Below are 25,235 nucleotides of genomic sequence, written 5' to 3'. Positions count from 1 at the left end.
GATTCTTGTCTTCACAGTGATCGTTACGTTCGGAAAGTAGATATGGCTAAGTTGTTCGAATTTCAGGCTGAGAGTCTTCCGTCCTGGAATGACGGAAACTACATGATGCCTTGGACCCAGGAGACCCTCAATGAGATCCAGAAGGACGGCGCATCGCAGGTTGTGATCGTTCCGACTGTTTACATGGATTCGTTGACATCCAGTGTCGTCTACCGCGACAACACCGATCCGGGAGGGCACAGTACCGACGAATGGCATCGCACGGAAAGCGATGCCTCGATCCGCGTGGCGCTGCAGCAGATCAAGGCGCGCGGCATGGAGGCGATCTTCAAGCTCCATGTCAACATCCAGAGCGGCGAATGGAACGCCTGGATCAATCCTGCGAATGTCGACCAGTGGTTCGACACGTACAAGCAAGCCGCCGTTCACTACGCGCAGTTGGCCCAGGAGGCGGGCGTCACGGCTTTCGCCATCGGCAATGAAATCGAAAGCATGACGGGCCCGCAATACCGCGACAAGTGGATCGAGGTCATCGATGCCGTTCGCGCGGTTTACACCGGCAAGTTGACCTATGCGGCGACCTGGACGGAGGCGTTCCACGTCAGCTTCTGGGATCATCTCGATTACGTTGGCGCCAACCCGTATATCAGCTTCACCAACAGCTATAACCCGACGCTGCAGCAGATGGTCGACGGCTGGACCAAGCCGTCCACGGTCCAGAATGTGCGCGACGTTGTCGGTGACAAGCCGGTGATCGAAGCCCTGCGCGACCTTGCCATTGAAAAAGGAAAGCCACTCATCTTCACGGAAACTGGCTTCCGCAGCATGGACGGCAACAATCGCGAGCCGTGGAGCACGGAGCCGAACGGCACCATTGACCCTCTTGAACAGGCCAACATGTTCAAGGCCTTCTTCAAGATTCTCACCGACTACAAGGCCCCCTGGATTGGCGGTTACTGGTTGTGGAACTACGATGCGGGTCAACTGCCTTTGGATCCCTCCCCAGACAACGGCTATTATACCCACGGCAAGGTCGCGGATTCCGTCATTGAGACGTACCTGAAGAACCCCGTCCCGATCGCGGGGCGAGTGCTCACGGGAACGGCTGCGGCTGAAACCATCTCCGGCGGCTTCAACAACGACACGATCAACGGTTCCGGCGGAAACGACACGCTGGTCGGTGCCGAGGGCGCCGATACGTTCATCTATTTCGGCGGCGGCGGCTCTGACATCATTTCCGATTTCCAGTCGGGCACCACCGGTGACAAGATCCGCCTCATCAACACGTCCGCGACGAGCTTTGTCACCCTGGACGTGACGAGCGTCGAGGACGGATATCGCGTCGTTTTCGCCGATGGTGGATCGATCCACATCAAGACGACCGCGACGTTGGTTGAATCCTGGTTCGAATTCGGAACAGGCACGGGCACCTCCGGCCCCTCGACCCGTCCCAGCGCTGGTGATGACGAGATCACAGGCACAGCGCGCAACGACGTGGTGAACGCTCTTGCGGGCGATGACCTCATCGACGGGCTTGCCGGCAACGACAGGCTGTTCGGCGGTGAAGGCAGCGATACGCTCCAGGGCGGCGAGGGCGCTGACAAACTCTACGGCAATGCCGGCGATGATGTGCTCGATGGCGCCAACGGGGCCGACAGGCTCGAGGGTGGTGACGGGGACGACATGCTCACCGGCGGCGCGGGCAAGGACACCGTTCTCGGCGGCCAGGGCATTGATCTGCTTAATGGCAACTCCGGCAACGATGTCCTCTACGGCCAGGGCGGCGACGACATGATCTCCGGCGGGACCGGTAACGATACCGTCAAGGGCGGCACCGGCAACGACAAGATCGACGGCGATGACGGCAACGATGTCCTCTATGGCGAAGACGGCGATGACGTTCTGAGCGGGTGGTTCGGCAACGACAACATCCGTGGCGGCAACGGCAATGACGTCATCGAGGCCGGGGGCGGTAACGACAAGTTGCGTGGTGGGGCTGGCGCTGACCGTTTCGTGTTCGGCGCAGGCATGGAGCACGACACCATCTATGACTTCAGCATCAAGGGTGGCGACATGCTCATCATCCAGGGCCATATGAACGGCACGACCATCGGCGACAACTTCGCGGCCATTCAGTCACGCATGAAACAGGTCGGGCGCGATACGGTGATCAACCTCGGCGGTGAGGACCAGTTGACCCTGATCAACGTGAAGGCTGCGAGCCTGACCGCTGAACACTTCTGGTTCTGGTAATCCACGTCGGAACGGACAAAAAAGAGCGCGGCCGGGAATTAGCTTTCCGGCCGCGTTGTCATTGATGGCGATGGCAAGACGGTCATAGAGACCGTTCGCTCATCGCGATTTGACGATCCCTGAGAACCCGGCCACGGCCAGAAGGCTCAGCGCCCAGCCGACGATGGTCTGGAAGTAGAAATAGTTCAACGCGAGGGGGCCGCCCGGTTTCGAGGGGTCGGGCCTCCAATACTGCATCTGCCCAATTTCGAGGACAGGCAGCAGCGTATCCAGAGAGTACATCCAGGCATTGAACTCGGGATAGCTCGCGGCTTCGGGCTGGGCATGAAAGCAGGAAAGCTGCGTCTGCCCCTTTTCCGCACGACCGTAGGCGAATTGCCCTGTCGCGGGCATGAACTGGCGTTCGGTCTGTTCAAGAGCGCACAAGGTCCATTCCGGCGAGCGCAGCACGACGGGGCTGTTCGGCTTGAGCGCGCCTTCACTCTCGGCGACGTTGAAGACTACGACGCCCAACGCCCAGAACACGGCGAGCCACAGAAACGCGACAAGCGGCTGGCGCCCATAGAGAACGGTGATCCCGAGCAGACCGTCCTTGGCCGCCAGGAGGCCGCGCAGCAATGTGTTGTGCATGCGTGCACGGCGTGCGCGCCGTTGCAGCCTCTCCTTGGCGATCAGGACGGCGCGCGCATCCTCGTTGTGACCCATTTCCCGAAACACGGTGGAGAGCTGTTCGTAAGGCTGCGGCCAAAAATCCTCGTTCCAGCGTTCGGGCTCCTGACGGGCAAGCCAGTCGAGCCTCGTATCGGCGTCCACCGGCCCTCCGATGAAGGCGCCATAAAGACAGCGGTTGAGCAGAAGATCGCCTTTCGGCGGCCAGCAGGCCTTGTCGTCATCGATAGCGCCGAAGCTTGCCGCGGTCATGTTGAGAACGCCGCTGACCGTTGCGCCCTGGCGCAGGAAAAAGGCACCCTCGATGATAGCCCGATTGAGCTTCAACGCATCGCCCTCGGGCTGCGAGAGAGCGGTGCCGGTGCAATCGAGATCGCCACCCGCGCGGACGCCTTGCAGGCGGATTTCACCCGTGATCGCGGCACCACGAAACGTCAGGTCGCCTCGCGCTTCAATGTTGTCGCCGTCGATGGCGACGGAGCCGGGACGCCCGATGCGCGCGCCGATGCAATCGAAGTCGGCCCCAAGGCGTGCTGCCGGCAAGCTCACTCCTCCGCGCACGACCGCGCCACGCAGGTGCACGCCACCCCGCGCCTCCAACCCGTTGGCGTTGAGCGCAATGCCATCCGGCCATTGGATGATGGCTCCGTCGCATTCGAGGTGGCCACCAAGGCGCGCGCCCTGCAGGCGTATTTCACCCGTCACGACAGCGCCGCGAAGATAGAGCCCGCCCCGCGCTTCGAGACGATCCGCCTGCAATCCCGGAAGTGTGGAGCCGTCGAGAAAGAGCGTGTCGATGATGGCGGAGCGCAGCACCGGCACGGCGTCGAACCGGCAATCCTTGAAGCCGATGTCGCGCGGAATGCGGCATCCTTCGAGATCGAGCACCCCTGCCACCCAGGCCCCGCTCACCCGCACGCCTTTCTCGTGGGGGCGACAACCTTCCTCACCACCCAGGATGAGAAAGCGCAAAAGCTCCGCGCGAACGGCGCGCTCCGGATCGTCCCAGTCAGGCCTCAGACCGTCGCCCAACCTGTCGAAGTTGCCGCTCTGAAGTTCGGCGACAACCTTCTCCTCCGCAGCATTGAGAGGGCGGAGCGCGGCAAGGCCTTGCACGCTCACGTCAGCGAGCGGCCCGGCTGATGAGAAAATCGGTCAGAAGCGGCACCGGACGCCCGGTCGAACCCTTGGCATCGCCGGAGACCGAAGCGGTGCCTGCGATATCCAGATGCGCCCATTTGTAGGCTTTGGTGAAGCGCGAAAGAAAACACGCGGCAGTCACCGAGCCGGCAGGTTGCCCACCGAGATTGCTCATGTCGGCGAAGTTGCTCTTCAACTGCGATTGGTAATCGTCCCACAGGGGCATTTGCCAGGCGCGGTCGCCCGTGCTCGTGCCGGATGCGAGAAGTTCCGCAGCGAGTTCGTCGTCATTGGCGTAGAGCCCGCTCGCATGCGCGCCAAGAGCGATGACACAAGCGCCGGTGAGAGTTGCGATATCAACGACGCAGGCCGGGTCGAAACGCTCCGCATATGTCAGCGCATCGCACAGGATCAGCCGTCCTTCGGCATCGGTGTTGAGGATCTCGATGGTCTGTCCGGACATGGAGGTCACCACATCGCCGGGGCGACTGGCGTTGCCGCCCGGCATGTTCTCCGCCGCAGGAACGAGCCCGACGACGTTGATCGGCAACTTGAGCCGCGCCACCGTCTTGATGGCACCGAACACGCTGCCCGCGCCGCTCATGTCAAACTTCATCTCGTCGAGATTGGCCCCCGGCTTCAGGGAAATGCCGCCGGTGTCGAAGGTGATGCCCTTGCCCACGAGGACGATCGGCTTGTCGTCTGCGCCGCCGCCCTTGTAGTGCATGGCGATCATCTTGCAGGGTGAGTAGGAGGCGCGACCGACGGAAAGAAAAGCGCCCATGCCGAGCTTTTCCATGTCCTCCCGTTCCAGCACGTCGACATCGAAGCCGAATTCCTGGCCGAGCTTTTGCGCCGTTTCCGCGAAGTAGGATGGATTGCAGACATTGCCGGGCAAGTTGCCGAGATCCTTGGCAAGAGCCATGCCCTCAGCGATGGCGAGTCCTCGGTTGATCGCCGCTTCTGCATCCTTCGGCTCGCCTGACACGCTCAAGGAAACGTTCTCAACGCCGCGCTCCGTCTTTTTGCTCTCCCGTCTCTTGCCCGGAGCGTCGAAATTGTAAGCGCCGTCGGCCAGAAAACGGCTTGCCGTCTGCAGACGCCAATCGAGGGAGCGGTCCGGCACATCGATATCCGTGAGGGTCACGACGGCTGCCGTTGTGGCACTCGCGGCAAGGGCCTTCGCGGCAGCGGCAACGGCCTCACGATATGCTTTCTCCGAGAACTCCTCTTTCTTGCCGAGGCTGACGACGAGGAGGCGCTCGGCGACAAGCCCCGGTATTTCCTGCAGCAACAGGATGGATCCGGCTTTCGCTTCGAGCTCCCCTCGCTTGAGGAGAACGGAGAGCCTGCCGTCGGTCGCGGTGTCGATCTGCTTCGCGGCGGGTGTGAGTTCGCCATGCGCAAAAGCGCCGACAACCAGAAGCCCTGTGCGCAGCGTCTCGGGGGAACCTTTCGCCAAAGTGATGTCCATCATGTTTCTCCTAAGGACCGAACGAGGCTTCGCGAGCCCCTGTGCATTCAATGACAAACGTTCTGAGCGCGCCTCTTAGACGACGCCCCAGGGCAGTCCGAGCAGGTGCCAAATGGCCAGAAGCAGCGTCCAGATCACGGCGGTAATGATGACGTAAGGCAGCATCAGCGCGATGACCGTACCGACGCCGGCATCTTTCTGGTACCGCTGCGCGAAAGTGACGATCATCGCGAAATAGGCGTTCAGCGGCGTGATCGAGTTCATTGGCGAGTCACCCACACGATAGGCCGCTAGCACGGCCTCCGGCGCGACGTTCAGCTTCATCAGGAGCGGGACGAAGATCGGCGCGAAGATGGCCCATTTCGGCACCGCGCCCGTGATGATGAGATCGAGGATCATGACGACGACGACGAAACCCACGAGAAGCCAGAGAGCGTCGAAGTTCGCGCGCTTGAGAATATCGGCGAGCGAGACCGCCGCGAGCGTCGCCATGTTCGTGTAGTTGAAGTAGGCGAGGAACTGGCTGATGATGAGCAGCAGGAAGATCAGCCCGCTCAGGCTCGCGATGGCCTTTGTCATGGCGTTGATGACATCGTTGATACCGTTCATGGTCTTGGCACCCATGCCATAGGCCACGCCCATCGCGAGAAAGATCATGGCGATCACGACGATCAGGCTGTTCATCAGCGGCGAGTTGCCCACCAGGTCTCCGGTGTCGGGATTGCGGAGCGGTGCGCCAGCGGGGAGCGAGAGAAGCCCGATGAAGATGAGAACGCCGATCAAGGCATAGGTCGCATATTTCAGTCCGCGCGATTCGTCGGCGGAGAGGCCTTCCCCCGCCTCGACGTGATGTTCTCCTTCATAAGCTCCGAGCCGCGGCTCGATGATCTTTTCGGTAATCAGCGCGACGACGACCGTGAGCATGATGACGGAGGCGATGGAGAACCAGATGTTGGCGGCAAGGCCAATCGATATCGCTGGATTGAGGAGATGAATCGCATCGTTCGTGATCTCGGTCAGGATGCCGTCGAGGGGGACGATCAGTATGTTGACGCCAAAGGCGCCTGCCACCGCCGCGAAGGAGGCGGCAAGACCTGCGAGAGGGTGCCGGCCGATGCTGATGAAGGCGGCGGCCGCAAGCGGGATGAGAACCAGGTATCCCGCGTCGGCGGCGATGCTGGAGAGGATGCCCACGAAGACGAGGATATAGGTCAACGCCTTCTGCGGAGCGACGATCACAAGCTTGCGGATCAGGGCGTCGACGAGGCCCGCGGCCTCAGCGACACCCACGCCCACCATCGCAACGATGATGACGCCGACGGCGTTGAAGTTCATGAAGTTCTGAACAACGCCGGTGAACATGAAGCGGATGCCATCCGCCGTCAGCAGGCTTCGCGCCGCGGTCGTTGCATATTCGACCTTGTGCGTTTCGGGATTGACGACCTGATAGGCGACGCTCGCTCCTGTGACGTATAAGATATGAGAGAGAACGATCACGATGGCGATGAGAATGACGAAGATCATTGCCGGGTGAGGGACCTTGTTGCCCACACGTTCGACGACATCGAGTATTTTCTGCATCATGGATTTCGGGGCTTCGACTGTGCGGTTCACGTTGCTCTTCCTTCTCATGATGGTTTCGCGTGCGTCGTCGTGAGCGAAAGCCTGGATGGAGCGGGCGATGCGGGGAGAATGCGAATGATCTGGCCCGGATGCAGGGCCTGCGTTCCTGCCGTGACAATGATTTCGCCCGGATGCAGTCCCTGTGAGATGACGACGCTTGTCGGGGTGTAGCGCAGCACGCTTACCGCGCGCAGCGACACGGCGGAGGTTGCCGGATCGACAATCCACACGGCGGGATCGCGGCCAAAGCGCGTCAACCCGCTTGCGGGTATGGCGATCACGGACGCGGAATAGAGGTCTATCCGGCCCGCGACCGTCGCTCCAAGCCGCATCTCCTCCGGAGGATGGTCGAGACCGACGCGCACCCGGAACGTGCGTGTGACAGGGTCCGCCTGCGATGCGACTTCCCGCACGCGCCCGATGGCCGTGACTCTGGGGTCGTCCATCAGCGTGATCTCGATCAACGGATCGCGAACCGCCGTTTGAAGCATGCGCGCGGGTATGTCGAACACCGCGTCCCTGCCGTCCGCACGCGCCACCTGGACGATCATCTGTCCGGGCTGCACCACTTCGCCCGGTTCCGCACCGCGCGCGGTGACAACGCCATCCGTGTCGGCGTGAATTTCAGTGAAGGCAAGGCGGTCCTGCGCCGCCTCAACCTGTGCTTCGGCATCCTCGACTTGTGCCTGCGCCGTTTGCAGGGCCTGCCGCGCCTGATCATAGCGCGGGCGTGTCGTGAAGCCTTGCGCGAGCAGGCTTGCCTGACGCTCATAGACGTTGCGTGTCTTACTGACTTGTCCTTCGGCAGCGGCAAGCGCGGCCTGTGCGGCGCGCAATGCGTTCTGTTCCGTCTGAGGATCGAGCCGCGCAAGAAGCTGGCCCGCCGTGATGCGATCCCCGATATTGACCGGGCGCTCGATGACGCGCCCGCCAATGCGAAACGCGCGGGACACTTCCTTCTCGGCCTGCACGTCACCGGTGAGGACAATGGCGTCTCCCAGCTTTGCGGGCTCGACAGCCAACACCCGTACGGGACGCGATTTCGGCTGCGGAGCCTCTGCCTGACGGCTGCAGGCCGCCAGCAGCGGGGGAAGGGCCACCATGAGGGCGATGAGAGGAGACGCTTTCATCGCGCAGCTCCTTCGGCAAGATTTGCAGCCAGAGGCGCGCTCTCTTCCGGCGTGGCTCCCTTTCGCCCGAACCAGGCGACGTAAAGCGTGGGCAGAAAAACCAGCGTCAGGATCGTCGCCACGAAAAGCCCGCCCATGATGGAGAAGGCCATCGGTCCCCAGAAGACGGTTGGCGCGATGGGGGTCATGCCCAGAATGGTGGAGATCGCGGTGAGCATGATAGGGCGAAAGCGTGTGCTGCTCGCATCCATCACGGCATCGCGCACATTCTTGCCGCCCGCGCGCTCGGCGTCGATCTGGCCGATGAGGATCACCGCGTTCTTGGTGATGATGCCGAGAAGAGCGAGAATGCCGAGAAGAGCGACGAAACCAAGTGGCTTGCCCGACAGAAGCAGGGCCCCGACGACGCCGATCAAGCCGAGCGGCGCGACGCTTAGAACCAGCACCAGCCGTTGGAAGCTCTTGAGCTGGACCATCAGCACCGTCAACGTGATGAACAGCATGAGCGGAATGACGGCGATGACGGAGGCCTGCGATTGCGCGCTCTCTTCCACCGTGCCGCCGATGGCGATGTGGTAGGATGGCGGCAGCGTCTTGCGCAGTTCCTCCATCTTTTGTGTCAGGGCCGAGACTACTGTCTCAGGAAGGTTGCCGGGCACGAGATCCGCCTGCACCGTCAGCGTTGGAACACGGTCGCGACGCCAGACGAGCGGGTAATCCTGCTTGTAGGAGAATGTTGCGAACTGCTTGAGCGGAACGGTGCGCCCGTTCGGCAGGGCGACCTGCAGGGTCTCCAGCGTTGCAAGCGATTCACGCTGCTCGTCCGTGGCGCGCACCACCACATCGACAAGGTGAATGTCATCCCGAACCTGCGTGACGGGCGTTCCAGATATGACCGTGCTCAACACCGCCGCGACGGCCTGCGAGCTCAGCCCCAATCGCCGCGCCTCATCCTGATCGACGTGGATGTCGATCTCGCGCGCGGGCTCGATCCAATCGTAATTGACGTTCTCGGTGCGATGATCGCCTGCGATGACTTGCGCGACCTTGAGGGAGATGTCGCGGACCGTATCAAGATCGGGGCCGCTCACCCGATATTGCACGGGCCAGCCGACCGGCGGGCCGAGTTCGAGTGGATAGACACGCGCGATGAGGCTCGGAAATTCGTTCGCCAGAAGTGGCTCGAGCTTTGCGCGAAGCCGCTCGCGGGCTGCGACGTCGCGAGCGACGATTACGGCCTGGCTGAAGAACGGGTTGGGAAGCTGGGCGTTCAAGGGCAGGTAGAAACGGATCGCGCCGCGCCCGACATAAGTACTCCAGCGCGCGACATCCGGATCGCTCGTGAGCACGGCGTCGAACCGGCGCGCAATGTCTTCGCTCGCATAGATCGAGGCGTTCTGCGGCAGCTGCAGGTCGACCAGCAATTCCGGCCTGTCGGAGGCAGGGAAGAACTGGCGTGGAACAAGAGGCAGCGCCAGAATCGAGAGCAAGAAAAGAGCGAGCGTTCCTGCGATGGTGAGCCACTTCCAGCGCATGGCCGAGGATAGAACGTGGCGATAGAGCGTCATGACGCGGCCCGCCGATTGCTGGGCTGTGCTGCTCTTGGGTGATTTGAGAATCCAGACGCCGAGAAGGGGGGAGAAGATCACTGCCACGAACCATGAGACGATCAGTGCGATGCCGACGACGGCGAACAGCGAGAACGTGTATTCCCCCGCAGCGCTCGCCGCGAAACCGATAGGCACGAAGCCTGCGATGGTGACGAGCGTGCCCGCCAGCATGGCGAAGGCGAAGCGCGTGAAGGCATAAGTCGCGGCGCGCTGTTTGTCGTCCCCGGCGGCAAGACGCGTCATCATCGCATCCGTCGTCGTCATGGCATCGTCGACGAGGAGCGTCAGCGCAATGATGAGCGCGCCGAGCGATACGCGCTGCATGTCGATATGGGCGAGATCCATGACGGCGAAGACGACAGCGAGCGTCAGGGGAATGGAGAGGGCCACCACGAGGCCGGGCCGCACGCCGAGGCTGATGAAACTCACCACGAGAATGATCGCGATGGCCTGCCAGAGCGACGACATGAAGTCCGCAATCGCATCCTTCACGGTCGTCGATTGATCGGCAACGAGTTGCGGCTCGATGCCGAGAGGAAGATCGTTCTTGATTGCATTCATGGCGGTCTTGATGTTCCCGCCAAGCGCCAGAATGTCGCCGCCCTCGCGCATGGCGATGGCAAGGCCAATGGCCTCCTTCCCGTTCACGCGAAAGAGCGGTTGCGGCGGGTCGGCATAGGCGCGGTGGACGCTGGCGATGTCGCCAAGGCGGACCATGCGGTCACCGACCGGAAAGTTGATGCCGAGAATGTCCTTCTCGGACACGAACGCGCCCGAGACGTTGAGGGAGATCCTTTCGGCATCGGTCTGAATGGTGCCTGCGGGGCGCACGACGTTCTGGCTTTGCAGCGCGCTCAGAAGCATGGTTCGGTCGATGCCGAGCGCGGCGAGTTCCTTCACGGAGAACTCGACAAAGATGCGCTCGTCCTGCGCGCCGATGATCTCGACTTTCGAGACATCCGGCACCAACAGCAGCTTCGAGCGCACGTTCTCGACATGGTCGCGCAATTCGCGGTGGGTGAACCCGTCGACGGTGAAGCCGTAGATGATGCCGAAAGTATCGCCGAAGCGGTCGTTGAAGACCGGGCCAACGACGCCCTGTGGCAGGGTGAGGCGGATATCGGCGATCTGATTGCGGACTTGATACCAGGTGTCGTGAACCTCGCGTGCGGACGTGTCGCCCTTCAAGGCGACGAAAATCGTCGTCACACCGGGGCTGGTGTAGCTGCGCAGGAAGTCGAGGTTCGGCGTCTCCTCGAGCTTTCTTTCAATGCGCTCCGTCACCTGCTTGAGCGTGTCGTCGAGGCTGGCCCCCGGCCACGCGGCGGAGACGATCATGGTCTTGATGACGAAGCTTGGGTCTTCGGCGCGGCCAAGACGGAAATACGACGCGATGCCCGCCGCTACCACGACGATCATCATGAAGACGACCAGCGATCGATGCCTGAGCGACCATTCGGAGAGGTTTACCGCCATCACAGTTCCGCTCCCAAAAGGCGAACGGTCTGCCCTTCCCTCAGCGAGTTCACGCCGGCGGTGACGACGACGTCGCCAGCACTCAGCCCCTTGGTGATGAAGGCGGTGGCGGGTTCCTGACGAACGACATCGACCTTGCGCAGCGCAACGCTCGATGTTTTGGGATCGACGACCCAGACCGCCTGCGCCTTCGGCTCTCCCACCAGCGCCGTCGCAGGGACGGCGAGAAACGGTGCCGCCTCGGTCTGCACCGTTCCGATGACCGAGGTGCCGAGCCTGAAGGACGGAGGCGGGGATGTCAGCCCAACTCTCACCTGATGCGTGCGGGTGACGGGATCGGCCTGCGGCGAGATTTCCCGTACTCTGCCCTTGGCAACCGCCGTGGGGTTATCGGCCATCCTCACGTTCACAACCGTATCGGGCGAAACGGACCTGAGGAACTGCGCCGGAACGTTGAACACCGCATCGCGTCCGCCCCTGCGGGCAAGCCGCACGATGGCTTGCCCTGCCTGCACGACTTCGCCGGGCTCGGCCCCCACCGCCGTCACGACCCCGGCGGCATCGGCATCCAGCTTGGTGAAGCGCACCACGTCTTCCGCCGTCTCAAGTTGCGCGCGCGCGGCTTCCACCTGTGACCCGGCGGCGTTTCTCGCTTGCTCGGCGGCCTCGAAATAGGCTTGCGTCGTGACGTTCCGCGCCAGAAGCTCGCGTTGCCGGTCGAAGTTGTTTTCGGCCTGAGTCAGAACACCTTCGGCAGCGGAAAGGGCGGCGCGTGCGGAGCGCAGGGCGTTCAGCTCGTTCTGCGGCTCCAGCCGTGCAATCGGTTGGCCGTCATGGACCTCGCTCCCGATATTCACAAATCGCTCGGTCAAACGCCCGCCAATGCGAAACGCGAGCGACACTTGCTCATGCGCCTCGATGTGTCCACTGAAAGTGTCGGCGGAGCGCGGGTGCGCGGCCTCGACGGCGATGGCGCGCACGGCACGCGGAGGCGGGTTCGCAGCTTCCTCCTCACGCTGGCAGCCCGCAAGCATAACGAGGGTGCACACCAGTGCTCCGATGGCCGCTGGTGTCATGACGAACGCTCCATGCCGACCTTCAACCAGCCCACGGCGATGGCGATGTAAGCGACGCCGGCGAGGAGCAGCGCGACGCCGGCCATTGAGCCGGGATATGTGATGTTCGGAAACGGGAACCGGAGAACCAAGGCGAGGCTGATCGCCAGAGAACAAAGGCCCGCGATGACAAGCCAGGTCCACCCGCGTTGAGGGCGGATTTTGAAGGCGAGGCCAATCTGCGAGATGCCCTGCGCAACAAGAACGATGGCCACCAGCAGCGTGACCGCGGCCGCGCCCTTCAGCGGGTTGAGCCATATCAGGAGGCCGCCGACGACTTCGGCTGCGCCGCAGAGCATCTGCCAGACGAAACCGGCCCAGCTTTTAACTTGAAAAGTCTGGACGACGGTGACGGCTCCGGCGATGGCGAGCACAGCACCGAGCACCGTGCTGGTCGCGATGGTTGACATTGTAGGGAGCATGACCGCCACCGTGCCGCATGCGAGGAACACCACGCCCAGCAGCAGAAAGCCGATCCAGCGAGAGCGGTACTTCAAAGGATCATGCCGTGCGTCGGATGAGGGTGCGCGTCTGACAATCTCGACTTCTGGCATCGGCTAGCCGCACCCACACGTTCCAAGTTGCACGCAACCGTGTGCCGCCTCACCGTTAAGGGAGGAAGGCGGCATACAGACCCAAGAGAAAAGATAGCAGTGCGCCGATAGTCCGGGATGAGCCCACTATCTCAGCTCTATGCCGAGAATCCCAATATTCAGGATGCAGGATCCCGATTGGAGCTGGGGGGCTGCACTGGCGATGCGTTCAAGAGATTTTCGGCAAGGGCCATCTCTCGCGCCTCGCTGGGGCTGTAGCCGTATTCAAGTTTGAAGGCCCTGCTGAAAGCGGAGTGATCGCTGAAGCCGACGTTGGTCGCGATTGTGCCGATTGGCGTGCCGGGCCTGGCGTGAGCAAGCAGGTCATGCGCCTCCTTCAATCGCTCCTGCTGGATGAAGCGGGCGACGCCGCCACTGCTTTCGAACACACGATAGAGTTTCGAGCGGGAAACGAACATCAAGCGGGCAAGCGCGTCGGGACCGAAGTCCGCCTCCGCCATGTTCTGCGCAACAATGCGGCGTGCGCGCTCCCGCAGCGCCGCCGTGATCGGCTTCTCGGCGTCCGCCGCGCGATCAAGGGTGGGAGCAAGGCACGCGGCGACGATGGCGCACGTCGCCGTTCGCAACCCCGGCAGGTGCTGTTGCGAAACTGTCGGAAGTTCCCGCGCGAGCGAGGTCAGATAATCCGCCAGGATAGCGCCCGGCCCAGTGTTGAGAATGGCCTCATGCGCATTGTCGAGGATCTTCGCTTCCTTGCGGAAAAGATCGCGCGGCAGAAAAAGGGTCAACACGTCCTCGTCCGCGCCTTGTCCCTCGAATGGCAAGATGAGAGAGCGAAAGCTGAGATCGCGCGCAGGGCCGCTTGCCCATCGGCTCGTCATCTTCGTGTTGCGGGCGAGAACCAGGCACCAATGATCCATGAAGGATTTCGGAATGTGCCGCCAGCGTCTGAGCGCTGTCGAAGGCAAGTGAGTCTGCTCGAGCAGAACACCGCCGAGATCCCAGGAGACGTGGTCCAGCAGAAAGCCCGGCTCGGCCCTCTCAATGAGGGAGATATCGACGGAGCTGGAGCGAAATTCACGCCAGGCTTCGAATTGCTCGGAAACGGGAGCGTGCCGGGTCGTGAAACGGGCAGGAGAGGGAGCATCCTGCTTTCCGGCGCTGCCGGCGATCTGCTGCCCCGTCATTACGATCACCCTTCACACAAGCTGCGCCTCTTCCTCACGCACCTGCGCTGGCAGGGGCATCGGATTCTTCAGGCGCGCCTTTAAAGGGACGACAAGGCCGGAGCGCCGATTGAAAACGCGAACAAGGCCACTCAATCAATAGGCTAGGGAGCGAGTATCGAAAGACAATAGTCTCCGCCGCATTTCTTCACCCTGTGCGTGCATGAGACTATTTTCAAAAGCGCCAGATCAGAGGCACGTAAAACGTCGCGATGATGAAAAACCAGATCAGCAGCGGAAGACCGAGCTTCCAGTAATCGCCGAACTTGTAGCCACCGGGAGCCATCACCATCAGGTTGGTCGGTGTCGCGATGGGTGTCAGGAACGCAGCCGCCGCCGCGACCGCGACGCTCATCAGAACCGGGCGCGGCGACACGCCGATGCTGTTTGCGGCTGCAACGCCGATGGGGATCACGATCAGCGCCGTCGCCGTGTTGCTGATCAACTGCCCGAGGATCGCAGTCAACAGGAAGAGCCCGGCAAGGAGGGCGAAGGGGCCGGCATCTCCCACCGCATATACGAGTCCTTCTGCGAGCAGACTTGCAGCGCCGGTCTCGTCCATCGCGGTTGAAAGCGGCATCATGGCGCCGACCAGAACGACGGTGGTCCAGTTGATCGCGCGGAATGATTGGTCGACAGTCAGAACGCCGGTCAACACCATTGCACCCGCCGCCAGAAGTCCCGCGATGGCGGGAGGAACGAACCCTGTCGCCAGAAGAATGACCATCGCGACCAGAATGGCGATGGCGGGCTTTGCGCCTGCTCCCAACGGAATCGCCTGCCGTCTCACGAGTTCCGGCGAATTCACCACCAGCACATTGGGATCGTTGAGGTGCAGATCGAGCGCCTTCCATGTGCCCTGCAGCAGCAGCGTGTCGCCGGCCTCGAGCGTCACCGCCGCTGTGTCGAGATCCGCGCCCTGGCGTTGAACGGCCATGATGATGAGATCGCCGCTCTCGGTCACCATGCCGGGAAACACGGATGAGCCGATCATGCCGGAGCGCGGCGGAATCACGACTTCGGCGAGGCCGGAATTGCGGTTGAAAAGCGTCTCCTGCAAATCGGATGCCGCTTCTTCCTGCCTGAAGGCGAGGTGTTTCTGCGTGGCGAATGTTGCCGCCGTTTCCGCATCACCCCGCAGGATGAGATAATCGCCCTCCGCGATGGTCGTGCGGCGCAAAGGACCGCCGCCATTCTGCTGGATGCTGACGAGTTGAAGGCCCGGAAACGGCGCGACGTCGACAGCCTCAGGCGGGTTGCCGACATAAGGAGAACTTGCACGCACGCGCATCTGAAACGCGCCGTTGCTCAATCCGTACTGCTCAACGAGCGTCATCGCATGCCGGCTGAAATCGGACGGGATCGTCGGGCCGCTGGTCTGCGGCAGAAGACGCTCGCCGAACAGGATGATGATCGCCATGGTGCCCAACAGGAGCGGGATGCCGACCAGCGTGAATTCGAAGAAGCCGAAGCGACCGAGTCCCGCGTCGATGGCAGCGTTCGAGACGAGCACGTTCACCGGTGTACCGGTAAGGGCGAGCATCGATCCCGCATGGGCGGAAAACACGAGCGGCATGAGAAGCTGCGAAGGCGCGCGCTTGAGGCGCACCGCAATCACGACGACCACGGGCAAAAGGGCCGCGACGGCGCCATTGACGCTGATGAGCGCCGTGAGAAGCGCGACGAGGGACATGGTGAGGATGAGCAGGCGCGCGCGGCTTTCCTCTCCCGCTTTCGCAATGAGCAATTGACCCGCCCAGGCGGTCACGCCCGTGGCCTCGAGCCCGGCGCTGACGATGAACAGCGTCGCGATGAAGATGACGGCAGGATCGCCAAGGCCCCCCAGCGCATCCTCGATGGGCAGGACGCCCGTGGCGAAAAGGGCAAGCGACGTCATCAGGGCGACGAGAACGACAGGCAGGCGGTTCCACACGAAGAGGACCACCGCGCCAAGAATGATGGCGCCCGTGATTGCGATGCTGCTCAAGGCTGAAGCTCCTCGGTACGGTTATGCACCGGCCCGTCGGGGCCTTTGAGATCGAAGTGGGGGAAGACGTCGAACAACGCACCCGCAGAGTCTGAACGATGAAGGACGTGCGGTTCTTTCAATCGGGAATCCCGGCGGAGCCGGACCTCCATCTCTGCTGGATTGGGCACAATTCCTGCTGCCGCGATGTTACGCAGCGAAGCTTGCAGGCGGAATGGCCCAGAATCCCGGATTATGCCGTGCGTACCAATTTTCGTTTGCCGGGAGCCGGGTTGCGGAGCGGGCCTTGGCGCATTAGCCAGAAGGCGCGCCGTGTAGTCCCGGCGTCAACCGAAGGGGGCAAGATTGGTCAAGAGAATCGGGTCGACGGCCTGGCGCGTCGAGGTGTCTAACGATGGGAATATCTTCGCGCTTGGCGTTCGTACCGAGTTGGGGCGCGAGTATGAGGTGCTGCTCGGCACGGTCGATTCCACGCCCCTGTTGTCGGATCTGCTCAACGGGATCGCGCGAACCCACAAGGCCCTGCCGCCAAAGCAGTTCTCGGAGGGAGCGGGGCCCAATCACTTCAAAAGCGTTCCCCTGACGCCTCTGGAAACGCGGGTCGAGGCCGTGGATGGGAAACCCGTCCTCGCTCTCGATTTCGGCGGAGCGGTTCTGAAGGTCGCAATCGACCCGGCGGAGCTTCAGAACGCACTGGCCCAATGGGGGAAGACCTCCACCTGAAAATGTCGCCCGTGATGCGATGGAACCGTGGGGACTTGCGCGCGCGGCCCTGAAGTGCCACGGACGGGGACATGGCTCCACCGCTTCTCACTCTCCAGAATATCGCCCTGACCTTCGGCGGCACCCCGCTCATCACCGATGCCGAGCTTTCAATCGCTCCCGGTGAGCGGGCCTGTCTTGTCGGCCGCAACGGCTCCGGTAAATCGACGCTTCTGAAAATCGCTGCCGGGCTTATCGAGGCCGATCGCGGCACGCGGTTCGTCCAACCGGGGGCGACCGTTCGCTATCTGGCGCAGGAGCCGGATATGAGCGCGTTCAAGACGACGCTCGCTTATGTGGAGGCGGGGCTCGGGCCGGGGGACGATCACTATCGCGCCCGCTACCTGTTGGAGCAGCTCGGGCTCACAGGAGATGAAGATCCCTCGCGCCTCTCGGGCGGTGAGGCGCGACGCGCGGCCCTGGCACAGGTGATGGCGCCGGAGCCGGACGTGCTCCTCCTTGATGAGCCGACGAACCATCTCGACCTGCCCGTCATCGAATGGCTGGAAGGCGAATTGAAGAGCCTGCGCTCCGCACTCGTACTCATCAGCCACGACCGGCGCTTCCTGGAAAACCTGTCGCAATCGACGGTCTGGCTCGACCGGGGCGTGACGCGTCGTCTCGGGCAAGGCTTCGCTCATTTCGAGACCTGGCGGGACAGCGTTCTCGAACAGGAGGAGATGGAGCAGCACAAGCTCGACAGGAAGCTCGCGGCGGAGGCGGACTGGCTGCGCTACGGCGTCACCGCGCGCCGCAAGCGCAATGTGCGCCGCCTCGCCAATCTTCACACCCTGCGCCAACAGCGGCGCGATCACAAGGGAGCCGTCGGCTCCGTGAGCATGACATTGAGCGAGGCCGAACAGTCCGGCACGCTGGTGGTCGAAGCCGATGGCGTCTCGAAATCTTTCGGTGATCGTGCGATCGTTTCCAATCTCTCCTTGCGCATCCTGCGCGGAGACAGGATCGGCATCGTCGGTCCGAATGGCGCGGGCAAGACGACGCTTCTCAATCTGCTGACGGGTGTTCTTGCGCCCGATACCGGCACGATCAAGCTCGGCTCCAATCTGCAGATGGTGACGCTGGACCAGCGCCGCGCCAGCCTCGATCCCAACGCGACTGTGGCCGAAACCCTCACGGGTGGGCGCGGCGACAGCGTCATGATCGGCGGGCAGGCCAAGCACGTCATCGGCTACATGAAAGACTTCCTGTTCTCGCCGGAGCAGGCGCGCACGCCCGTCGGCGTTTTGTCGGGCGGTGAACGCAACCGCCTGATGCTGGCGCGCGCACTGGCGCAACCGTCGAACCTTCTGGTGCTCGACGAGCCGACGAACGATCTCGATCTCGAAACGCTCGATCTGTTGCAGGAAATGATCGTCGATTATTCCGGCACCGTGATCCTCGTCAGCCACGACCGCGACTTCCTCGACCGCACGGTCGGCTCGGTGCTTGTCGCCGAAGGGGAGGGGCGCTGGATCGAATATGCGGGCGGCTATTCCGACATGGTGGCACAGCGCGGTGAGGGTGTGCAGGCGCGGGTTGCCGAGAGGGAGACAAAACCGAAAGCTGAGAAGACTTCTCAGCCGCAGGCCGCACCGGCCGCGAAGCGCAAGCTCAGCTTCAACGAGCAGCACGACCTGAAAACGCTGCCGACGCGCATGAGTGAGTTGGAAGCGAAGATCGCGAAGGTGCAGGAAATCCTCGCCGATCCGGAACTCTACACGCGCGATCCTGCGCGCTTCCAGAAAGCGATGGACACACTCACCGCGCTTCAAACGGAGTTGAGCACGGCGGAAGAACGCTGGCTGGAACTTGAGATGCTGAAGGAAGAACTGGAGGGCAGTGCGTGATTGAGACTCACATCTGGATTGCGTTCGCGACGGTCTCGGCGATCAATATCGTAACTCCTGGTCCTGCCAATGTGCTCGCCGTCAACACGGGTATGCAGTACGGCCAGCGTGTCGTGGCTGCGTTTGCTCTAGGCAACATTCTCGGGCTGGCATGTATCGGGGCGGTGGTTGCAATCGGCTTCGCACAGATCCTCACGAAATCTGCCGTCGTGATGGAAATCCTCCGCTGGATCGGCGCCGGATATCTCGTCTGGTTAGGCATCAAGCTCTGGCGGCGTTCGAGCCTCCCGGAAACGGCTCGCTCCGTATCGGGGCGGCGCATGTTCGGGGTTGCATTTCTCAATGCCATCACAAACCCGAAGCCCCTGCTTTTCTTCGCAACGGTGCTGCCGCTTTTTCTCGATCAGCGCGAGGCGATTGCACCGCAAGTCGGTATTCTGGTGGCGACGTTCATGGCGATCTCGTTCGTATCGTTGAACACTTACGGAGCCCTCGCCGCGAAGGCAGGGGCGCTGCTGCGCCAGCCGAGGGCTTTCAAGATGTTCAATCGAGGCTCCGGAGCGCTACTCGTCGGCTACGGTACAGCTCTGGCCGTCAGCCGCTGATGCTGTGAAAACGGCTCGCCTGAATTGTGCTCAGGCGAGCCAACACGACGCTACGCCGATCAACGCGCCTTCAGGAAGTCGCCGACCTCGAGAAGAACGAACTCATTGTCGTCCTGCTTGTTCGGTTCGCGGCTTGTGGAGAACGGCAGGTTGTTGTCGTTGCCGACGATGATGTGGCGGCTGTCGACCACATCCACGTTCTCGATGGTGAAGAACGGGAAGGTGAGCACGTTGTCGTTGAGCGGCTTCTTCGCCTTCTTGTTCGGATCGGCGATCTGCATCAGGTCGATATAGCCGATCTTGCGGGCCGGCCCGTTGACGTTCTGATCCGACAATTCGACCTTGTAGACGCGCTTGAACTTCGCGATGTCGCTGAAGCAGTCAGGGCGCTTCTGGCCCTGCGAGCAGGCCTTGTCGGCGGTGCCTTCGCCGTTGTCGCGCTCGATGATGAGGCCGGTGGTGGCGTCGATCATGTTGAAGTCGCCGATGGCCAGGCCGTTCTGCTCGAGAACGTATTTCCATTGGCGGCCCGTCCACTTCTCGCCCTGCACGTCGAATTCGAGAATGCGCAGGTATTCCTTGCCCTCGGCGGTCTTTTCCCCATCCTTCTTCTCCGCGTCCCACACGGGGCCTTCGAGAAGAGCATAGAGGAAGCGACCGTCCGGCGAGGAGGCCATGCCTTCATAGCCCTTCGAGCGGCGAATGTTGAAATTCACTGCACCGTTCGGTGCGGCAGGTGTGGTGACGGCATAATGATCCGGCGAGCGGGCGGGCTTGCCGTCCACCAGCGTCTCGAACACGGCTTCCACCTTGCCGGTCTTGTCGGCGCGGATGAGATAGGGACCGAATTCCTCGCCGAACCAGATCTTGTCACCGATGATCTGGAAGCTTTCGAGATCGAAGTCGGAGCCGGTGAGATAGCGCTTCTCCGTGCCTTCATTGGCGATGCGGAACGGCACCTTCTTGTCCGGGTCGCTGAGGAAAACGGTTTCCAGGCGCTCGACGCCGCCCTTATCCCAATCCATGCGATAGCGGTTCATGTAGAGCATCGAGTCCGGCGAGGTCGCCTTCGCGCCAAAGCCGTTATCGGTCAGAACCCAAAAGGTGCCGTCCGCCATCTTCTTGATACCGGAGTGGCCTTGCAGCGGCTGGCCCTTGAACGGCAGCTTCACGCCCGTCGGGCGATCACCCGAAGTGCCTTCGATGGAGCCAAGTGCGTCCACGCGCTTGCCGGTCGTGAACTTGCCCGAGATCTTGAGATCGGCGGGCGCATCGGCTGGGGCCTCGACAAAGCTCTGCGCCGGCAGGATGGCATGGCCGGCGAGGGTCGCGGGAAATTGTTGTTGAGCCAAAGCGGGCGAAGCAAGCGCCACCGCCAAAGGCAGCGCTAAAGTCCAACGGGTTGTCATGGATATCCTCCGCTCAAAAGCGAGCGGAGGAGTTCTGAACCGGCTCGGTGTCGTTCAGGCGAACGTTACGTGACATGCCGATGAATTCGAATCTGCTCGCGGTGCGGAACCGCTGACGTCATGTCTCCCTTCGATAAGCCGCCACCTCTTGCTCGATGGCTCCGAAAATGGATTGGCCGTCCTTGTCCTTCATTTCGATGCGGACGGTGTCGCCGAAGCGCAGGAATGAAGTCTTGGGCTCGCCGCCAAGAATGGTCTCCACCGTCCTTTGCTCGGCAATGCACGAATAGCCGAGCCCGCCTTCCGCGATAGGCTTGCCCGGTCCGCCGTCCTTGCCCTTGTTCGAGACGGTGCCCGATCCGATGATCGTGCCCGCGCCGAGCGGACGGGTTTTTGCCGCGTGGGAGATGAGCGTCGGAAAGTCGAACGTCATGTCGACGCCCGCATCGGGAGCACCGAAGGGTGCTCCATTGAGACTCGAAAGGAGTGGCAGGCGCACCTTCCCCCCGTCCCAGGCCTCGCCCAATTCGTCCGGGGTGACGGCGACCGGTGAGAAAGCCGAGGAGGGCTTTGCCTGAAAGAATCCGAAACCCTTGGCGAGTTCGGCGGGGATCAGGTTTCTCAAGGAGACGTCGTTGACGAGAAGGATGAGGCGGATGGCCGCGGCGGCCTCCTCCCGCGAGGCCCCGAGCGGCACATCGCCAGTGATGACCGCGATTTCCGCCTCGAAATCGATCCCATGTGCCTCACTGACGGCGAGGATCGGCTCGCGGGGGCCAAGAAAGGCGTCCGAGCCGCCCTGATACATCAACGGGTCCGTCCAGAACGAGGCGGGCATCTCGGCCCCGCGCGCCTTCCGGACGAGCTCGACATGGTTCACATAGGCCGAGCCGTCAGCCCATTGGTAGGCGCGGGGCAGGGGTGACGCACAGTCATGCTCGTGAAAGCGGAACGAAGGAACCGAGCCGTGCTCGAGCTGATCGGCGAGATCCTGAAGCCGGGACGCGACTAATTCCCAATTGTCCAAGGCTTGCTGCAAGGTCGGAACAATGAAAAAAGCATCCGTTGCACGTGTCAGATCCCTTGAGACGACGACCAGACGGCCATCGCGGCCTTGGGCAAGGGAAGAAAGCTTCATGGCGACCGTCCTGGTTGTTGTGGGGTGCTGAGTGTGCAACGGAAAGCTTTGCGGGGAAACGCCAATGACGACATCGACGATGAAGAGAAGAAGCTTCCTGAAGGGGGCGGGCCTTGCGGCAGCGGCCGGAACCGTTGCTGCGCCTGCCATTGCGCAATCCTCGCCGGAGATCCGCTGGCGCCTGACTTCGAGTTTTCCGAAGAACCTCGACACCATTTTCGGCACTGCCCAGACCTTCGCCAAGTACATGGCCGAGGCGACCGACAACAAGTTCCAGATCCAGGTCTTCGCCCCCGGTGAGATCGTCGGCGGCCTCCAGGCGCTCGATGCGGTGCAGAACGGCACCGTCGAGTGTGCCCACACGCCGACCTATTACTATCTCGGCAAGGAGCCGGCGCTCGCCATCGGCACGGGCCTTCCGTTCAGCTTGAACGCACGCCAGCAGCACGCCTGGTGGCACTTCGCGGGCGGCAAGGAGATCATCAACGAGACGCTTGCCAAGTTCAATGTCACGTCGCTGGTCTGTGGCAATTCCGGTGCGCAGATGGGCGGGTTTTTCCGCAAGGAAATCAACACCGTCGATGATCTCAAGGGCCTCAAGTTCCGCATCGGCGGCCTTGGCGGCACGGTGCTCGCCAAGCTCGGCGTGGTGCCGCAGCAGGTTGCGCCTGGCGATGTCTATCCGGCTCTTGAGCGCGGCACGCTCGATGCGGCGGAGTTCGTCGGCCCCTATGACGACGAAAAGCTCGGCTTCCTCAAGGTCGCGAAATACTATTACGCTCCCGGCTGGTGGGAGGGCGGCGCGATGCTGCACCTCCTCATCAACCAGCAGAAGTGGGATGAACTGCCGAAGCACTATCAGGCCATCATGGCCAATGCCTCCGAGGCGGCCCATAATTGGATGCTGGCGAAGTATGACGCGGTGAACGGGCAGGCCCTGCGCCGCATGATCGCCGGCGGCGCAGAGCTGCGCACCTTCTCCCCTGCCATTCTGGAGGCCTCTCTCAAGGCGGCGAACGAGCTTTATGGCGAGCTTTCCGAAAAGAGCCCGGCCTTCAAGAAGGGCTACGAGTCGATGGTGGCGTATCGCGCCGACGTGCTGCCCTGGTGGCAGCTCAACGAATACGCCTTCGACACCTTCATGATCCGCACGCGCGGCAAGGCGTAAAGGCGATGAGATTGCAGAGGAGATCATCAGCATTTCTCCTTTGCTTTGCGTTGTGCGGCGGCGTGCTCGCCGCCGCCGGCGTTGCGGCGCAGGAGCTTAAGATCCCGGACGTCGTTTATCCGAACCTGCCGAAAAGAGCCGCGTCTGCGGAAGGGTTCGTCCCGCAGGGTTGGGTTCTCGAAGTGCAGGCTTCCGGCGACTTGAACCGGGATGGTATCGCCGATATGGCGTTCGTCCTTCGACAGAATGACCGCAAGAACGTCATCGAGAATATCGGACTCGGTGAAAGTCCGTTCAACACGAATCCTCGCATCCTGGCGGTAGCGTTTCGCAACGGACCCGTGGGCGATTATGTCCTGCAGGTTGAGAACAACACGCTTATTCCGCGCCATGTCGATCCGCTCGATGAAGATTATTTCGGAGACAACGGATTGAACATCGAGCGGGGCGGATTGCGCGTGATCCTGTCGGCTTTCAGGAATGCCGGCGGGTGGGATACGTTTACGGTAACGCACATCTTCCAATACAGGAACGACCATTTCGAGCTGATCGGTTTTGACCGCGCCGGAGTCCATCGCGCCAGCGGCAAGACCAACGACATCAGCGTCAATTATCTTTCCGGCAGGATGAAGCTTGCGACCGGTTATATTTCGAGGGACGATCCTTCGAAGGTGACATGGAAGACTTTGCCGCGCCGTGAGCGGCTGACGCTCGACGCCGTTGGCAATGGGCTGGCCTTCGATCCCGAGCGTTGAGCCGGACACGGACATCGCGAACTGCAGCTTTCCCTTCTCCATCGACGAAAAAGCGCATCTCCTCTTGGACCGAGCGGCACCAGTCTCTCGAATTTCGTTGCGCGTGCAACAATTTTATTCTATTAGTTGCAATAGCAACGAATTTTGTCAATGGCAATGCAAAGCTCTGTCGCCCTCCGAAAGCAGCCGGAAGCTCTCGTGATTCTGGAACGCTTTCTGCCTTACCGGCTCAATGTTCTGGCGAGCCTGACGTCCAATGCGCTTGCGCAGATCTATGCTGAGCGGTTCGGGCTCACGATCCCCGGCTGGCGGGTGATCGTCACGCTCGGACAATATGAATTCCGGACAGCGCGGGACATTGCCGCCCACGGCGTGATGCACAAATCCACCATTTCGCGTGCGGTCGCGACGTTGGAAGAGCGGGGCCTTGTGGCCCGCAAGCCCAATGCCGACGACAGGCGCGAGGAGCTGCTGGAACTGACTCCCGCAGGGCGAGCCATCTACGAGGATCTGGCGCCGGAGGCCCTGGCTTTCGAAAGACGCCTTCTGTCTGTCTTGAGTGGCGAGGAGCAGGGCATTCTGTCCGCTCTTGTCGACAAGCTGGCCCGCCATGCCCGCTCGCTGGCGCCGCAGGAGGAGGGCGGGTCGTGAAGCTCTACAGCTATTTCCGGTCCTCAGCCGCCTATCGTGTCCGGATCGCCCTCAACCTGAAGGGCCTTTCCTACTCGGCGGTTCCGGTCAATCTCCGGCAAGGCGAGCAGCTTGAAGCGCCATATAGAAGCATCAACCCGCAGGGACGGGTGCCTGCCCTCGATATAGGCGACACTATTCTCACCCAATCTCCGGCAATTCTCGAATATCTCGAGGAGACTCATCCCGAGCCGCCGTTTCTTCCAGCCGACCCTGAGATGCGCGCGCGCATTCGGGCGGTGTCCGCCATTGTCGGCTGCGATATTCATCCGCTCAACAATCTGAGCGTCCTGCAGTACCTGAAGCATACGCTCGGCCACGATCAGGCGCAGATCGATGCCTGGTATGCCCATTGGATACGTCAGGGTTTCGACGCCATCGAGCGCCTCATTAGGCCCGGCTCCTATGCCTTCGGTGCTCACCCGACATTGGCCGACATCTACATCGTGCCGCAGGTTTTCAACGCGCGCCGGATGGACATGGCGCTCGATGCCTATCCGAACATCGTCGCCGTGGATGCCGCCTGCTCTGGCCATCCGGCCTTTCAGGCCGCAGCGCCGGACCAGCAGCCCGACGCTGTCTGACGATGCGCCTTTGCCGACGC

Annotated in this window: 19 protein-coding genes; 8 read left to right on the top strand and 11 right to left on the bottom strand. The window is 62.0% G+C overall.

Annotated elements, in window-relative coordinates; translation table 11 throughout:
* Nucleotides 1–42: 42 nt before the first annotated feature.
* Nucleotides 43–2,253 carry a glycoside hydrolase family 113 gene (locus DQW91_RS07605; protein WP_112663014.1) on the top strand — a complete coding sequence of 737 codons (2,211 nt, stop codon included), beginning with the start codon at nucleotides 43–45 and terminating at the stop codon, nucleotides 2,251–2,253.
* A 99-nt stretch (nucleotides 2,254–2,352) separates the two neighbouring features.
* On the opposite strand, the gene DQW91_RS07600 is transcribed toward DQW91_RS07605, so the two are convergent.
* The 9 genes from DQW91_RS07600 to DQW91_RS07560 form a co-directional block, all read right to left on the bottom strand.
* The gene (locus tag DQW91_RS07600; protein WP_245410949.1) at nucleotides 2,353–4,044 is read right to left on the bottom strand and encodes a hypothetical protein; all 1,692 of its coding nucleotides are present in this window, start codon (nucleotides 4,042–4,044) and stop codon (nucleotides 2,353–2,355) included.
* 1 nt (nucleotide 4,045) lies between these two features.
* Nucleotides 4,046–5,539: a leucyl aminopeptidase gene (locus DQW91_RS07595; RefSeq protein ID WP_210205052.1), complete on the bottom strand. Its 1,494-nt coding sequence runs from the start codon at nucleotides 5,537–5,539 to the stop codon at nucleotides 4,046–4,048.
* 72 nt (nucleotides 5,540–5,611) lie between these two features.
* A complete protein-coding gene (locus DQW91_RS07590) occupies nucleotides 5,612–7,117 on the bottom strand; it encodes an AbgT family transporter (RefSeq protein ID WP_425373387.1) in 1,506 nt (501 codons plus the stop codon).
* Nucleotides 7,118–7,164: 47 nt separating this feature from the next.
* A complete protein-coding gene (locus tag DQW91_RS07585) occupies nucleotides 7,165–8,289 on the bottom strand; it encodes an efflux RND transporter periplasmic adaptor subunit (RefSeq protein WP_112663010.1) in 1,125 nt (374 codons plus the stop codon).
* Complete coding sequence (locus DQW91_RS07580) at nucleotides 8,286–11,375, bottom strand: efflux RND transporter permease subunit (protein ID WP_112663009.1); 3,090 nt, start codon at nucleotides 11,373–11,375, stop codon at nucleotides 8,286–8,288. Before DQW91_RS07580 ends, DQW91_RS07585 begins: the two co-directional genes overlap by 4 nt.
* Nucleotides 11,375–12,451 carry an efflux RND transporter periplasmic adaptor subunit gene (locus DQW91_RS07575; protein ID WP_112663008.1) on the bottom strand — a complete coding sequence of 359 codons (1,077 nt, stop codon included), beginning with the start codon at nucleotides 12,449–12,451 and terminating at the stop codon, nucleotides 11,375–11,377. Before DQW91_RS07575 ends, DQW91_RS07580 begins: the two co-directional genes overlap by 1 nt.
* Nucleotides 12,448–12,987, bottom strand: coding sequence for an HdeD family acid-resistance protein (locus DQW91_RS07570; RefSeq protein WP_245410948.1), 540 nt, complete (start codon nucleotides 12,985–12,987; stop codon nucleotides 12,448–12,450). The genes DQW91_RS07575 and DQW91_RS07570 overlap by 4 nt, the downstream gene beginning before the upstream one ends.
* Before the next feature lie 215 nt (nucleotides 12,988–13,202).
* Nucleotides 13,203–14,231: a helix-turn-helix transcriptional regulator gene (locus DQW91_RS07565; protein ID WP_112663006.1), complete on the bottom strand. Its 1,029-nt coding sequence runs from the start codon at nucleotides 14,229–14,231 to the stop codon at nucleotides 13,203–13,205.
* A 214-nt stretch (nucleotides 14,232–14,445) separates the two neighbouring features.
* Nucleotides 14,446–16,257: an SLC13 family permease gene (locus tag DQW91_RS07560; protein ID WP_112663005.1), complete on the bottom strand. Its 1,812-nt coding sequence runs from the start codon at nucleotides 16,255–16,257 to the stop codon at nucleotides 14,446–14,448.
* A 345-nt stretch (nucleotides 16,258–16,602) separates the two neighbouring features.
* Between DQW91_RS07560 and DQW91_RS07555 the strand changes: the two genes are divergently transcribed.
* The 3 genes from DQW91_RS07555 to DQW91_RS07545 all read left to right on the top strand — a co-directional run bounded on the left by DQW91_RS07555 (nucleotide 16,603) and on the right by DQW91_RS07545 (nucleotide 19,471).
* On the top strand, nucleotides 16,603–16,980 hold the full coding sequence (locus DQW91_RS07555) for a hypothetical protein (protein ID WP_112663004.1): 378 nt from the start codon (nucleotides 16,603–16,605) through the stop codon (nucleotides 16,978–16,980).
* 71 nt (nucleotides 16,981–17,051) lie between these two features.
* Nucleotides 17,052–18,866, top strand: coding sequence for an ATP-binding cassette domain-containing protein (locus DQW91_RS07550; RefSeq protein WP_112663003.1), 1,815 nt, complete (start codon nucleotides 17,052–17,054; stop codon nucleotides 18,864–18,866).
* The gene (locus tag DQW91_RS07545) at nucleotides 18,863–19,471 is read left to right on the top strand and encodes a LysE family translocator (RefSeq protein WP_112663002.1); all 609 of its coding nucleotides are present in this window, start codon (nucleotides 18,863–18,865) and stop codon (nucleotides 19,469–19,471) included. Before DQW91_RS07550 ends, DQW91_RS07545 begins: the two co-directional genes overlap by 4 nt.
* A gap of 59 nt (nucleotides 19,472–19,530) precedes the next feature.
* On the opposite strand, the gene DQW91_RS07540 is transcribed toward DQW91_RS07545, so the two are convergent.
* Complete coding sequence (locus DQW91_RS07540) at nucleotides 19,531–20,880, bottom strand: esterase-like activity of phytase family protein (RefSeq protein WP_112663001.1); 1,350 nt, start codon at nucleotides 20,878–20,880, stop codon at nucleotides 19,531–19,533.
* Between the two features lie 118 nt (nucleotides 20,881–20,998).
* Nucleotides 20,999–22,018, bottom strand: a complete 1,020-nt coding sequence (locus DQW91_RS07535; protein WP_112663000.1) for a fumarylacetoacetate hydrolase family protein — start codon at nucleotides 22,016–22,018, stop codon at nucleotides 20,999–21,001.
* A gap of 79 nt (nucleotides 22,019–22,097) precedes the next feature.
* Here DQW91_RS07535 and DQW91_RS07530 point away from each other — a divergent pair, with 79 nt between their 5' ends.
* The 4 genes from DQW91_RS07530 to maiA all read left to right on the top strand — a co-directional run bounded on the left by DQW91_RS07530 (nucleotide 22,098) and on the right by maiA (nucleotide 25,215).
* Nucleotides 22,098–23,186, top strand: coding sequence for a TRAP transporter substrate-binding protein (locus tag DQW91_RS07530; protein ID WP_112663310.1), 1,089 nt, complete (start codon nucleotides 22,098–22,100; stop codon nucleotides 23,184–23,186).
* Between the two features lie 5 nt (nucleotides 23,187–23,191).
* On the top strand, nucleotides 23,192–23,941 hold the full coding sequence (locus DQW91_RS07525) for a hypothetical protein (RefSeq protein WP_157961367.1): 750 nt from the start codon (nucleotides 23,192–23,194) through the stop codon (nucleotides 23,939–23,941).
* 198 nt (nucleotides 23,942–24,139) lie between these two features.
* The gene (locus DQW91_RS07520) at nucleotides 24,140–24,592 is read left to right on the top strand and encodes a MarR family winged helix-turn-helix transcriptional regulator (RefSeq protein WP_157961366.1); all 453 of its coding nucleotides are present in this window, start codon (nucleotides 24,140–24,142) and stop codon (nucleotides 24,590–24,592) included.
* A complete protein-coding gene (gene maiA, locus DQW91_RS07515; RefSeq protein WP_112662997.1) occupies nucleotides 24,589–25,215 on the top strand; it encodes a maleylacetoacetate isomerase in 627 nt (208 codons plus the stop codon). The genes DQW91_RS07520 and maiA overlap by 4 nt, the downstream gene beginning before the upstream one ends.
* The last annotated feature ends 20 nt before the right edge of the window (nucleotides 25,216–25,235 follow it).

The organism is Microvirga flavescens (assembly GCF_003290125.1).
Lineage (GTDB): Bacteria > Pseudomonadota > Alphaproteobacteria > Rhizobiales > Beijerinckiaceae > Microvirga > Microvirga flavescens.
Note: the sequence above shows the minus strand (reverse complement) of the source record. Positions and strands in the feature narration are given on the sequence as shown.

Bases quoted from the DNA above. Each gene is read 5' to 3' on its own strand.
- DQW91_RS07605 (WP_112663014.1), top strand. From the start codon at position 43: ATGGCTAAGTTGTTCGAATTTCAGGCTGAGAGTCTTCCGTCCTGGAAT.
- DQW91_RS07595 (WP_210205052.1), bottom strand. From the start codon at position 5,539: ATGATGGACATCACTTTGGCGAAAGGTTCCCCCGAGACGCTGCGCACA.
- DQW91_RS07590 (WP_425373387.1), bottom strand. From the start codon at position 7,117: ATGCAGAAAATACTCGATGTCGTCGAACGTGTGGGCAACAAGGTCCCT.
- DQW91_RS07585 (WP_112663010.1), bottom strand. From the start codon at position 8,289: ATGAAAGCGTCTCCTCTCATCGCCCTCATGGTGGCCCTTCCCCCGCTG.
- DQW91_RS07580 (WP_112663009.1), bottom strand. From the start codon at position 11,375: ATGGCGGTAAACCTCTCCGAATGGTCGCTCAGGCATCGATCGCTGGTC.
- DQW91_RS07575 (WP_112663008.1), bottom strand. From the start codon at position 12,451: ATGACACCAGCGGCCATCGGAGCACTGGTGTGCACCCTCGTTATGCTT.
- DQW91_RS07565 (WP_112663006.1), bottom strand. From the start codon at position 14,231: ATGACGGGGCAGCAGATCGCCGGCAGCGCCGGAAAGCAGGATGCTCCC.
- DQW91_RS07550 (WP_112663003.1), top strand. From the start codon at position 17,052: ATGGCTCCACCGCTTCTCACTCTCCAGAATATCGCCCTGACCTTCGGC.
- DQW91_RS07540 (WP_112663001.1), bottom strand. From the start codon at position 20,880: ATGACAACCCGTTGGACTTTAGCGCTGCCTTTGGCGGTGGCGCTTGCT.
- DQW91_RS07535 (WP_112663000.1), bottom strand. From the start codon at position 22,018: ATGAAGCTTTCTTCCCTTGCCCAAGGCCGCGATGGCCGTCTGGTCGTC.
- DQW91_RS07530 (WP_112663310.1), top strand. From the start codon at position 22,098: ATGAAGAGAAGAAGCTTCCTGAAGGGGGCGGGCCTTGCGGCAGCGGCC.
- DQW91_RS07525 (WP_157961367.1), top strand. From the start codon at position 23,192: ATGAGATTGCAGAGGAGATCATCAGCATTTCTCCTTTGCTTTGCGTTG.